The sequence below is a fragment of the Acinetobacter sp. S4400-12 genome (assembly GCF_024129495.1).
Taxonomy (GTDB): Bacteria; Pseudomonadota; Gammaproteobacteria; order Pseudomonadales; family Moraxellaceae; genus Acinetobacter; species Acinetobacter lwoffii_C.
Window position 1 is genome coordinate 1 of the sequence record NZ_JAMXYB010000047.1, and the last position, 13,114, is coordinate 13,114.

11 protein-coding genes are annotated in these 13,114 nt (G+C 33.7%); 2 read left to right on the forward strand and 9 right to left on the reverse strand.

Annotation, left to right across the window (positions count from 1 at the left end; all coding sequences use genetic code 11):
• Positions 1-340 precede the first annotated feature (340 nt).
• The 4 genes from NI461_RS13010 to NI461_RS13025 form a co-directional block, all read right to left on the reverse strand.
• Positions 341-1,213: a phosphoadenosine phosphosulfate reductase family protein gene (locus tag NI461_RS13010; protein WP_168417015.1), complete on the reverse strand. Its 873-nt coding sequence runs from the start codon at positions 1,211-1,213 to the stop codon at positions 341-343.
• Positions 1,210-4,683 carry a hypothetical protein gene (locus NI461_RS13015; RefSeq protein ID WP_168417016.1) on the reverse strand — a complete coding sequence of 1,158 codons (3,474 nt, stop codon included), beginning with the start codon at positions 4,681-4,683 and terminating at the stop codon, positions 1,210-1,212. The genes NI461_RS13010 and NI461_RS13015 overlap by 4 nt, the downstream gene beginning before the upstream one ends.
• Entirely contained in the window at positions 4,680-5,579 is a 900-nt protein-coding gene (locus tag NI461_RS13020; protein ID WP_168417017.1) for a DUF4007 family protein, read from the reverse strand. Before NI461_RS13020 ends, NI461_RS13015 begins: the two co-directional genes overlap by 4 nt.
• A gap of 201 nt (positions 5,580-5,780) precedes the next feature.
• Entirely contained in the window at positions 5,781-7,415 is a 1,635-nt protein-coding gene (locus tag NI461_RS13025) for an HNH endonuclease (protein WP_253157534.1), read from the reverse strand.
• A gap of 600 nt (positions 7,416-8,015) precedes the next feature.
• On the opposite strand from NI461_RS13025, the gene NI461_RS13030 reads away from it, so the two are divergent.
• Both NI461_RS13030 and NI461_RS13035 read left to right on the forward strand, forming a co-directional pair.
• Positions 8,016-8,765: a metallophosphoesterase gene (locus NI461_RS13030; RefSeq protein WP_208011828.1), complete on the forward strand. Its 750-nt coding sequence runs from the start codon at positions 8,016-8,018 to the stop codon at positions 8,763-8,765.
• Between the two features lie 99 nt (positions 8,766-8,864).
• The gene (locus tag NI461_RS13035; RefSeq protein ID WP_005236300.1) at positions 8,865-9,047 is read left to right on the forward strand and encodes a hypothetical protein; all 183 of its coding nucleotides are present in this window, start codon (positions 8,865-8,867) and stop codon (positions 9,045-9,047) included.
• A gap of 42 nt (positions 9,048-9,089) precedes the next feature.
• On the opposite strand, the gene NI461_RS13040 is transcribed toward NI461_RS13035, so the two are convergent.
• The 5 genes from NI461_RS13040 to NI461_RS13060 form a co-directional block, all read right to left on the reverse strand.
• Positions 9,090-9,365 carry a hypothetical protein gene (locus NI461_RS13040; protein WP_253157538.1) on the reverse strand — a complete coding sequence of 92 codons (276 nt, stop codon included), beginning with the start codon at positions 9,363-9,365 and terminating at the stop codon, positions 9,090-9,092.
• 138 nt (positions 9,366-9,503) lie between these two features.
• Positions 9,504-9,683 (reverse strand): hypothetical protein, encoded by a 180-nt coding sequence (locus NI461_RS13045; protein ID WP_168384534.1) that lies wholly within the window; start codon positions 9,681-9,683, stop codon positions 9,504-9,506.
• Positions 9,684-9,693: 10 nt separating this feature from the next.
• Positions 9,694-9,993, reverse strand: a complete 300-nt coding sequence (locus NI461_RS13050; RefSeq protein ID WP_005236314.1) for a hypothetical protein — start codon at positions 9,991-9,993, stop codon at positions 9,694-9,696.
• A 93-nt stretch (positions 9,994-10,086) separates the two neighbouring features.
• Positions 10,087-10,377 (reverse strand): hypothetical protein, encoded by a 291-nt coding sequence (locus NI461_RS13055; protein ID WP_005236317.1) that lies wholly within the window; start codon positions 10,375-10,377, stop codon positions 10,087-10,089.
• A 62-nt stretch (positions 10,378-10,439) separates the two neighbouring features.
• The gene (locus NI461_RS13060) at positions 10,440-12,911 is read right to left on the reverse strand and encodes an integrase (protein WP_253157541.1); all 2,472 of its coding nucleotides are present in this window, start codon (positions 12,909-12,911) and stop codon (positions 10,440-10,442) included.
• Between the last annotated feature and the right edge of the window lie 203 nt (positions 12,912-13,114).

The window sequence follows — 13,114 nt, forward strand, 5'->3', positions numbered from 1 at the left end:
GTAAATTTAGATGTTTTCATGCAGAATCTCCTGCTCGTATCTTAAGAGAAAATTCTACTTTTAGATCCTATTATTTTTAGGGGGGATTACCATATCATTTAGAAATTTAGTAGTTTTATCTTTCCCCCAAGAATACTTTCGTTGATAAGATGGAACATACAAAAATTGTCCCGGCTTACTAAATAGATCAAAAACACTCAGTGAATGCGCATCAAATGCAGACGTTACGTCAGCCATCTCAAACCTATAATAAATGAATACCCTTTAAAAAATTATAATATATTCAATATGTTTAACATACAATAAATAAAAAATAACTCGCCGAAAGGCGAGTTATTTTTTATTTATAACATGTCACACAAGCACCACCACCCTCGATATCGTCATACAGTGCATCTAAATCAATCATTTCAATCAATTGATCATCATATAGCGCATTACGACGACGCTTCTTCTTAAATCTCTCAAGCTTTTTCTCATGGTCAGCTTTAATTTGCGCCACACGATCTGGATCTTCAAGTGTAGTTAACGGTGTATTTTTACCCATCCAATAATAAGTTTCACCATTTGTAGATTTATCATCATTCAACTTTTTTTCGTAGGACTTTGCTTCCTCAAATTTATCAGGATGTCTTTCCTTCAAACGCACCCATTCAATCTTTCTTTGATAAAAGCAGAATGTGCAACCACTACGTGAACGCCATTCATAATATTTAGGAAGACCTAATCCAGTTCCTTCTAGAATATTAATAATATCCTCTTTAACTAGACCATCTTCAGCAAATGGCATTTTGGTCGTTAAGAATTTTTGAGTTGGCACATAACCTTCACGCCAAGGCTCATCTGCACGAATCCCAACATAACTAATAATTTCGTACCCTTCATCAAGAAATGGTTTTACCCACTTCTCGAATGGTACTAATTTCATCTGAACAGTACACCAGCGTTGATGGCCAGACGGAAGAAAATGATTATATTCCTTCAACCAGTAATCGAAATCTTTATCTGAACCTAAGCGCAAAATTGGTTTACCTAGGTAAGATTCTAATTGGTTTAGATAATCCATGACTTCAGGCAATTCTTTACCAGTATCTGTGAAAAAATACTCAATATCTAACTCAGGATAGTGGTCTCGCATATAGACAGCAAGCGCAGCACTATCCTTACCACCAGAAAGCCCTAGGACATGTTTTACTGGTTTTTCAAGGGTCATGCTTTGTCCTCACCAATCGGATGTAAATAATCTTTAAGCAACCCATATAATACCATTGCTTTAGCATCGTCACTTAGGTCAAAAGTATTCACCTTTTTAAGTAGCTCTTTTTGCAATTTTTTTAAATCATCCTCAATAGTCGAATCTACAATGACGTCTCGGTTATATTCTTCAAGACCTTGATCCGTGTTAATAATTACTGCTAAGGATCGCTTATTAGATGAAATTTGTTCTGATTTCTCAGCATTTCTAGCAAAAAAGCTTAGTTGCTTAAATCTTTGGACATAACCAGGCAGAGCTTCAAAAGCTTTTTTCAGACTATCATCTGTCCAATCTTTTTCTGGTACCTGACCCAGCAATGTAATTAAATTTGACAACCATTGAGTTGACTCTTTTGAGCTTCTAGATAGATGTTCCGCAAATTTTTTCATTTTCCAATCAGCTGCAAACTTGCTCACTGCATCTGCTTCTTGAATGATTTCAGGTGTGATATTACCGAGTTCTTTACGTAATCTACCTTCAAAATTTTTAAGTAGATTTGGCTTTGCACCCATAAAACTACCAAGTAAATTTGATAGATCTGCAAGAACTAGATCATCAGATCTTGTAGAAACCTCAAGCACATCATACAAGTCTTCAAAAAGCAATTTGTAAGGATCATCTGCCTTAACAAGGAATGATCTTAATAACTGCACCTTCTCGTCAAAATATTCTTTATCCTTAGAAAACTTAGCCCAACTAGACTGCTTCACAGTGTATGAAACTAGAAAGCGTGCTACAGCTAAAGGGGTAGCCTCTATATTTTTGTCAAAAATATCTTTAATGCTATTTGCTAGAAGATTGATAAACCTATTTTTTTCAGCAGGCTCTTTAATATATTTAACCGCAATCTCATGAGGTCGCTTAACCAGCTTATTGATGTACTCATCATCAATTTCACTAATAAACTTAAATTCTTGAGTTACATCTTTATCATAAAAAGCAAGGCTCTTTTCTTTAGCCAACAAAAGGGTTAAAGCAAATATTGGTAATACACCTTGAGGAATACCGAATGGCGTATCTGACCATACTTTATAAAGCTCTGTTAAAGGAACTAAAGACTTTGTATCTGTGAAAATTTTATATCCATGTTGAAATAATTTCGAAACACGCTCTAAATTTTCACTTTGATCTCTATTAGATTCATCTAAGACAGGAAAATCAAATACCCATTCCATCTTCTCCACATTAAACTGATGTAAGCCTAATTGTTTAATACAAGACAAATAAATTGCTTTTTCTGGTGGGAACTTTTCGATACCTAAATTTTCTTGATTCGAATTCTCCAACATATTTTCTAATAGTTTTTTACGACCAGCAGCTGCAGAGCTAGAAACATCATGTCGAACAACCAATTCGTTTAGGATTTTTGGACATGATTCATATAGCTCATCAGCCAAATCAGAGACAATAATGGATAAAGACTTACCCTTTAAAAGGTTTCCCTTACAGTACCATTCCACTGATTCAAATGACTGACTAAATAGATCATCGACCTGTTGATATGCATAATTTAACCGTTGCTCATATTCTTTTTTCGCAACAGTGTCCAGCATCAGTTTTGGCAATTCTCTAAAAATTTCATTTAGTGCATAAATTTCTTTGGACCAGCTTAATAATTCACTAATTTTATCTAACTTAGCAATAACAATACGAGAATGTTCCTTTGATAATTCAATTAGTTTCGTTGAATTAAGAGCTTGATCGGTTATTAAAACAAAGTGCGCAAAAGCTTTTGACTTAATAAATTCAGATTTACTTATGAGACGTTCTAGTCCAGGAAGATCATTTACTAGATGCTGATCCATCCAACGCATTACCCCCCTTTCATGGTAGTGGCGTTTTGCAAGTACTGAATTGCCCTTATAGTTGATGTGCTCAAAATAATTTTGTTGGTTACTTAATGCCTCTAACTTCTCTTGTAACAATTGCTGAATATTGAGTTCAGATGTCTCAACAACTTCATAAGACTTTGTACGATTCCAATAAGTAATCACTCCCCAATCTTCTAGATTCTTTAAACATACAGGGAGAATTTCTAGGTTTTTTGATGAAGATGGTAATGCGTGAGCAATTAAATCTACTGATGGATAAATACCTAAAGACTTACCAAACATATTAAGCATTGCAATTGCTTTAATCACGTTAGGATATAACTCTTCACTTTCCGGAGTTAAATCCTCTTTTTTACTTAGATTTTTACTAAGTAAAGTTAGAGTTTCTTCAACGATTGCCCATAAATGCCCTTCTTTAGAACTTAGGATTTGGTGTTGCAAGTTTTGACTTAAGTAATCCCATAAATCAACAATCGTGTAAGTTGAGTTTAGATTAACTTCTGACTCTAGAAACTTTCTAAAACTAAAAGGTTCGACTGACAAGAGAAAACTAAAAATACTACGTTCATTTTGACTAAAGCTACTTTTAGAAATAATCCCCAGAAGTACCGTAGTTAATGGATGTAGTGGCAATGCCTCTTGCAGATATACATTCAGTTTTGGACTATTCTCTGTCAATCGAGATTTAATAGAACCTACAACTTTAGTTACTAAGGCATTATTTACAGCTGTAATAGCTTCTGGAATTTGAGTTTCTCTTGCTTTTATTGTTTTAGAAACAAGTGCGACCGATTCATCTAATGAAATTCGATATGAGATATCAACATAACGACCTTGAATTTTAGTCCATTCTAAAGCGATATGATGACTCATCCCTCTTGCATAGTCAGCAAACGCCTGATGCAAAATCCCTAAAAAGATAAAAGGACACTGCTTAGTAGAAAGTCTATTGATTCTCTCAGATAAATCCTGGAATAAATGTAGATCACCATTATTTCTAGCAATATGGTCTAAAAGCTTACCCATCTCATCTAAGATAAGTAAACTACCCGAAATTCTTCCATCTAATGCTCTAAATACTTCATCAATCCATTCAATTAATTGATGATCGCTATCTATCTGATCTGGCAGAAAAAATAAGTCACCTTCAAACACATCCATAAGATTAGCATCTTGAAGTGCTTTTAGGATGGATTTATAAAACAGCTCAACAGGTGAAGTTACCCCTCCGACTGCTTTAATAATCAACCAAGGTTTATCACTAGATAACTTGAAATTTTTATCAATTTGCTTAAGTAAATCAGAATCTTGTACTAGGGCTCTAGCAGCCACTCTAATTTCATCATTTGGATGTAAAAGCCCTGATAAAATCGCTGCTAAAGTAGATTTACCCGTGCCATATCCACCTGTCAAAGTAAAAGCGGATTGAGTGTTTTCATAAAAAGAATCAACTATTGTTTTCAATGAGTTGTACGCTGTTCCATGAAAAATTACTCGCTCAAAAAATTCCTTCGATATGTCACTATCAAGTCGTGTCGAAAGTAGATGGTTTACGTGAATTTCATAGTAATGATTTAATTTATAGTTTTGATTCATTTCTGATACTCACGATAAATATTAGCCAGTAGTTCGTTTAAATTTACATTTTTGATATCCAAGCAAGATAAGCTTCGCATTCCTAATGTATCAGTCCAGTTAAAACGATCGTCAATAACTGCACATTGATTTAAGAAATAATCAACCGATGCATTATTTAAACGAAATAAGCGACCAGGGCTTCCAGGATAAGTCGAAATCATATCTACACTTAGTGAAGGAGCTTCCGAGAAATGCGTTTGCCAAAAATCTGTTAAGCAATATAAAAATATATCCACTGAAAGATTTTTTTGCTCAAGTAGATCAGCTTTAAACTTATGAGAATCCACCTGATAAATTAGATTTAGTTCATTTAATGGCGAAATAAAAGCATCTTCATTAAGCTGTTTCTTACTTAGTTTTTTTGCGTAACAAAGAATGAAACAATCTAAATCTTTCTGCAAAGTCGCTTCCGAAGGTAGCTTCAAACCGTTTGTTTCAAGCCAAAATATAAGATCACTAAGTAATTCAGATTTCTCAAAGACTTGTTTATTACAATAATTAAAATACCAGCGAGCAAGTGTTAGATCAGTAAAGTTTTTTTGAATAAAATAGTGTAGTAACCAAGTAGATTCATTCAACTCTAAGTAAGTATCATATTTTGCAAAAATTTCACTTATTGCAGTTTTATAGTTTTGTTTACTATTCTCAGAATCTTTGAGCGGCACCAACCCTGAAACTTCAGCCCAGTATTTAATACTGTTAACCATGTTTTTACCAACACCAAGCTCAACAACTTGTTTTTCAATATCTTTTTCATTTAAACTAAAATTATTATATGCTTTATTTAGCCAACCATAGCGTAGTGCAAAGGTTTCATGACCCGAAAAATGTAAATTAAAAATATCAGATTTCATTGCAACAAAGATTCACTGGAGAAATTTCTCCAGGGAGAGTACTATTATTGTAGATGATATTCAATTGATTGAAAAAATTAACACTAAATATTTTAAATTATTGTTAAATTTAAATGATATACAGAAAACACAATCGTTTTTAATAATATTTAAATATACTGATAGAAAGCAAAAGCTCTCTATCATTTTGTATACATCAAACTATTCAAATAAATCAGCCCTTACTTCATCCAAATCACGATCTGACTTAAAACGATTACATATCGGATGAATAATTGCTCCATTTTCTAAAACACCGTAACCACCTTCTGCTTTTGATTCACGATGATCTACTTCAGTCGATTCAAGGTATAGGGCGCTATCACATACTTCGCAATAGCTCCAAGTTTTCCTTTCCTCACGTTGATAAAGATTTCTTTTGGTCGCGAGTGAAAAATTTAGAGGTTTTTTCTTCTTTGATGATCTTACTGATTGCACAAAGCTCACAACATCATCCACAATACTCTCATCATAATCACCACCAAAACGGTCAAGGTAAAAATCATTAAAATTAATATAATCAAATGATTGACTCATCGAAAGAATGACGGTGTTCAAACAAACTTCATCTTCAAAATCTAAATCCATATTGAGTCCAATACAGATAAAGGCTTGATACACGTTCTTCAATCGCTCATGTGATCTGATGCCGCTACCAAACTTACCGACAGTTTCTTTGATCGCCACAGGAATTTTTTCAATTAAACTTTCAACACCACGGCGTGCTCGAGTAAATCCAATAAAATCTATCTTTTTATTCTGTATTTCAAAACAGTCTTGTTCAATTTCACAGACGATAGAGAACCAGGCCAAAAAGGATGTTACTTGAAAACGATTATCTTTATAAAAATATAGTTTTGGGTGTAAGCCCAAACTTGGAATCCGAATACTAATTGGTGGTGTAGCGATACGACACAGCACAACTCTAAGTTTTAGCATTAAATTTTCTACACGCTGACCTTGGTCTATATTCACAGTATTCTGACTAGTATCACCAAACATGATATTCAAGAGTTCATTGACCAAGCCGATTTTTTTACCGTGTGTTAAATCCGGCTCTAAAAGTATTATCTTAAAAAGATGATCATGAATTTGCTCACCCAAAGTGATCACTTCATTTATCCGCTCGTAATTCAGTTCAGCCAAGTTGGATTTATTATCGTTTATATAACAACACGCATAAATCACATAAAAAGCATCACTCCCCCTATTCTGTAAATGATATTCTTCATCTGGATCTAATCGTTTCGTATCCGAATTGATTGAACAAAAGGCTTTTCGAGCTTCCTCAGGTGTCCCAATGACTTCAATAAAATTAATTTTGGTTGATTTTAATTTTTGCTGAAACTCAGAATCGCTACATAACTCTTGAAAATCAGCTAATCCACCTAATCGATTACGAATCTGACGAATATCTCGTTTTTGTGGTGCCGTGAATTTTGGGGCTCCTATTACTTGCTCATCAATAAAGTATCTTTTGATCCAAGCATAGATAATTGAAATCCTGTGCCCACCATCGATGATATAAATATTACCAGCAGCATCTTTCCAATAGCGAACGCATAAATTGACATTACGATCATTCAAACAGTTTAGAATAAACTCCTGAATTTCAGCAGGGCTCCAGCACTCTGTGGAGCGTTGATTGTCTGCTTTATATAGTTTTTCTAGAATCTCATGGTTGGCGAAGTCATAAAGTGATATTTCAAAGTTATGGTGCAGATTTGAGTGCGACATTTCGTCAGGCACCATCATTTTTCTTTGAATAATATTGGTCAAAAGCTTAGTACGGGCCATTTTATTTTCTCTAGGCAATACTTCTCTATATCTCGTAAGATTACGAAATTTATAAAAGTAAAATTAATTAAACATGACGAAAATTTATTTCGAAAATTTTATTCTTTAAGAACAGAAGAAATAGCTTGGAGAAAATAAGGGATATTATAGAAAATGTTCATGTCTAGTTCCTGTAGTAATTAATTACAAACAAGCTTCCAACTTTTCCACGAGATGGAGGCAAGCCAAACAGGGGTGGAAATACCGTACTACAGAAGACGGCCAGTCATAGACTGCCCTGCTTGGCCTACCATTACGATAGACTAAACATAGTTAACGCAAAAAACCGCCAAAGCGGTTTACTGCTTCTGTAGTAAATTCAGGTTTCCACGCCTGGTCACAGATTTTGCTGTAACATCTTTATCTTATGTGCATAAATTCAATTGGTCAAATTTTATGATTAATATTTAATCAATTGATTCAAAAATTATTACCTATATTTTTAGAGGCTTAAGAATACAGTTGAGTAACTTATAATTTTTCTACAATATTTAGTTGATGTAAACTGATTGGAATAAAGCCGTGTATATTTGACCAGCGTATTTTAATAAAGGAAGTAGATTGAAACTGCATATTTTATCGGATACTCACAATTCAAAATATTCAATATCAGAGCAAGCTGATGTCATTATTCACGCTGGTGATTTTTCTAATCGCTTAAGTGGTGCAATTGAATTTGCCGAAAAATGTAAATCTCTAAATAAAAAGTTTATCTTTGTTTTGGGCAATCATGATTACTACAACTCTAACTACAATTCAGTCGTAGATTTTTTAAAAGAAAATTACCCTGAAAATGCGCTACTTGATGATAACCATATCAAAATTCAAGATAAAATATTTGTAGGTGGCACGCTGTTTACGAACTTTCGCTCCAATTCACCACTTACATCTCCTGAGGTACTTTTACAGTCCCAAAAAGATGCTGAACAATCGATTTACGATTTTGATCAAATAATGATTGGCAGTGATAACCGAACTATAACTACTAATGACTACATAAAACTATTTAAAAAATATCATCAAAATATTATGCAGTTTAGAGGGCAAGATCATGTGATCGTTATTACGCATTTTCCACCTCATTTAGCTTGTCTTGATCCATATTGGGGTACGCATCCTGTTGCATCAGCACTCAATCCCTATTTTATTAATGACTTAGATATAAAAGGCTTTAAATTATGGATTGCAGGACATACGCATACATCAGTGGATACTGTAGTCGATGGATGTAGATTAGTGATCAATCCTTTGGGTTATCCACCAGAGCAAGGTAAAAATGGGTTTAGAGAAAATTTGATCATCGAAGTTTAAGTAGTCATACTCGTATTGAAGCAATTTAAACCAACTCTAATATCATACATCCTATAGTACTGTTGATTTAGCTTCTACACCATGAACTAGGAGAAACTCATGTCGAATCCTTTAGACCCAGAAAATGATTGGAAAAATAAAATTGCAGATCAAATACTTGACGATTTAATCGAGATTGCCAAGCTTGAAGGTATGACTATTAAAAAAATGAAAGCAGATCAAAATGGTATTTTCTATGTGGAAGAGGAAATATCAATTGACGACGTACTCAAGCAATTTTGAACTCTGCTCATTGAAACGATATAAAGCGCTTGAATTTTATATTTAAAACCTTAACCAAATTGTATCACCTGTAGATGCGTACATAGCTTCAGCAGTTTCTTTCAACACATCACTCTCATCCGTTTCCATTGATAGTTCATCACATGCAGGATACCTACTGTCGCTTGTGGAAAACAAGCCAGATTGAACAGTAGTACTATGCTGCATAAATCTAGTTCTATTTTGCCTTAAAAGCTGTACACCACGGTAGCTAGCACGCATTTGATTTAATGCTTGAAGACGTCTTTCATTTGTAGTCATTATTACTTTTCTCGACATTAATTGTCTCCTTGATTTTTATCTGAAATTAAGATTAACAAACTACGACATGAATTAAAATTGGGTAATGATCTAGCTATCCGGCAATCCCTCATTAAAATCACAACGATCAAATAAAATTCACACAATGTTTTAAAATCAATCCTCTAAAAACTCCAGCTTATCTTGATCAGTTCTGACGATTTTCGTAGGAAGTTGGTTAGCTCCGTTTAATATAGTCTGGATATAATCATCCTTTATTATTTCATCTTTTTGATTTTTTACTGAGGATTCATCGGCTTTTTTCGCATTATCTTTAGAAACAACCCGATCTACCACAATATCTATCTCACTTTACAAATTTTTCAAGATCTTGCTCTTTAGCACTCTGATACGAAGACGAACTATTAATTAAAAAATGTGCTCTTCTGAATGCCAGTTCTTGCTTAATTTCTTGATCAGCCATACTGGTCTCACCGTGATTTTTTATGTATTCAGCTCGTTTTTGCATAAATGCTCGCTCTCGCTCTTGAACGCTAGAATTCACCACCGTATGTTCTATTTGACGAGTAGCCACATAATTATAGGCAATTACTCCGCAAAGTACGATTAAAAAGAAACTGAGTTGCCTCTTTACACTTCGACTCACAAATAATCCTTTAATATTCAGTCAATACTGAAGTTATCATGTACTCATGAAGATGAATTTAAAAACTATAAGGGCTGACACTATAAAGTTTCATTACTCGCCCCTAGGGTTAAACTCTTTAAATTCATCAGCATTGCTAGCAAATTCTGTAAAAAAGTTATGCCATGTAAATAATGACTCTAATTCCTGTTGGTTTTGAATCGGTTTAGGCAACTTATATCCAATGACCCAATATGGTGCTGTACAGCAAACATGCTCAGGTATAAGGACTTGCTGTAAGGCTGTTTCAGCACTTACTAAATATAAATTATCGTATAAATAAACGATATTTCCTTGTAAAGCTTCTTGAATACAATGATCTACATCTATATGGGTATCCTTCATGTAGTCCGTCTCCATTTTTTGAAATCACATTCTTAAACTTGTTAAATTATTTAACGCAGTAATTAATCATTAATCTGGGCTAAACTCCAACGGCGATAGATGACTGCTAAAAATAAATCACTAAAGATTTTTTGGCAGGTATTATATTTATAGTTGTAATTACTAATTACTATGCTTACCCCTTTCTTACTTTTAGCCGCTTCAAGTTCAGCTTTAATTTCCTTCCATGACAGTTTTGATATTTTAATTTTTTCTTTAAACTGCTTGTATATAAATTTTAACTCACCCCAAAATTTATCAAACTCCTGATACTCTACTTCGCTTTGGATATACACCTCCATACGAGCATCTATAAGACGAATACGGCGCTCAAAATAATCTAACGTAAAGTTACTATCCAGCACAGCTGTGAAAATTTCAAAATCAGCTTCGCTAAATACATTTCCAGACTTATTTCTATTGATATGCTTTAACAGCATGTCTAAAGGATTACTTTTAGAAATTTCGTTTTTTTGTTGATAGTGTCTATTTTTATACAGGTTTGAGGCCAAGTCTCTCCCAATTTCTTTCAACTTCAGATTTTCATTTTTTCCTGAAAGTACATCTATAATATCATTCAATTCTGATTTCAGTTTGAGCCTTTCGGTTACATTATCAGTTTGCTCTACATCTTCACATTTTAATATCTGAGTATGCCACCGATCAGGAAATATTGCCTCTTGAATAATCTTTGAATTGGGGGCTATCTTCTCTAAGATTTCTTTTAATTCAAGCTTTTCTTTCATTTGAGACGTATTCAATTGTTTCTTGAATACTCTGCAAGAGAGTAAAGCTCTTACAATATTTGCTGATATTTTACTTTCATCTAGACATAATGCATCCCCTACTAACATTGAACCAAAATGCAGGTAATAGTTGGCTGTCATCTCAATAGATGAATGGCCAATAAAATGTGCCAAAATCTTCCAAACATCCTGACGTCCAGCAATACTGTCTGTATCACCCAATAAATATTTTTTAATTTTGGCAATCTGATCAGGTGAGTAGCCCATCCAACTTCTGATTAACGCTTCACTTCCTTTCAAAATTAAAGCTAAATTGTTTGTCGCAGTATGCCTAAAGCTATGAAAGGAATAATCATGTGGTTCGTTATTGAATAAAGTATCAAAAATTTCCTTTGTCTTAGCACCAATAAAACGAGATGAAAAAATTTGACCAAATTCATCTTGGAAGATAAAACAATCTTCTGCCCCCAACGTTCTTTGATCAACTTTTACATTAAAATGCTTTTTGATTAAGCCAATAAATTCATTCAGTTCAGGTTCAGTTAGCAACTCATCAAGACGAATTCCTCGTTTTGCATTCGTCGTCTTGACCTGACGATGATAGTTATTATGAATAAAGATTTTAATAAATTGAGGATTGCTTGCTGTTAAATCATAATATCGCTCATAGCCAATTGTTTTAACATCCAAATCCGTCATAGCCAAATCTCTCAGCCTTAACCCAAGAATCTCACCAATCCTTAAACCTGTGCGGTAAGCAAGCATACAAATTATTTTGAATATACTTTTTTGTTGTTTACTCAGTTCAACTTGGCGACCAATCAAATTATTAAAATGCGCCCACATCACTGGGGTTATATATGATGATCTACACATCTGAAGATCATCAGATTTTAACTGGTCTAAATAATTTACTCGAGGAACATCAAAATTATGCATTAAACTTTTATGAAATTTTTTTAAATTTTTTACAGCTTTACCATAGCTATCATATTTCACCTCCCTAACATTATTTTTAGATGCTTTATTTTGTCGGCGCTTATCAACAATAAATTTTTCACTTAAAATATATTCATATGCTTCCTCAAATTGTTCCTCATCCATCTTAAAGATATCAAGGTCATGAATAACAACATACATAAAAAGATCTTCAGCGAAAGAGGATTTATAAGTATCCAAGGAGCTCAGAGCAATCCCATCTTTTGCTCTAGAAACATTTGAAGATTGACCACTCACGAGGTAATCCCGATACCATGTCATCAATGCAATCTGAACACTCACAAGCGCAATATCTTTAGCTATTTCATACTTCTGATTATTGTAGCTTTCTTTAAGTGACTGAATATCTTCTGACAATTGTTTAATGGTCTCGGTTTTTTTTCTACCTTGAAATTGCCCTATCAATCCTTTTTTAATTTCTGCGGCACAATGATATTCCGTGCTCAGTTTTTGTATATTTTCAGACTTAGGCTTTCGAAAACTCCCGTTCGGATCATCAAATGCATTTTCGGAAGTAATCAATTTCTTTTTTAAAGATTTCTTGTCTTTAAATACATCAAGTGTCTCAAGCATTTTTAAGGTTGACAATGATAGTGCAGCGCTGTCTAACGTCCCCGTAGATAATGCTGTTGTGAAACCATCAAGCGTATTATTTTGACTAAAATACTGCACGTAATCGACATGCTCAAATAATAGATATTTTTCCTTTGCAAAATAATCACGTAAAACACTATTTTTATCGACATCCAATATAGCCAAATCAATATATTGATCAAAGCCTTCACCATTTTGAGCATCGATAGACTCTATAAGCTGAACTAGCCTTTTTTCCCCCTGACGCCTTTCACTTTGAGTTTCAAACGGCTTTGTTGCACAAACCTAGCCTATAAGGTTTATTCAGTCCTATAATTTCAAAATGAATAAACATACTGCTAAAACTTATCGTACAACCA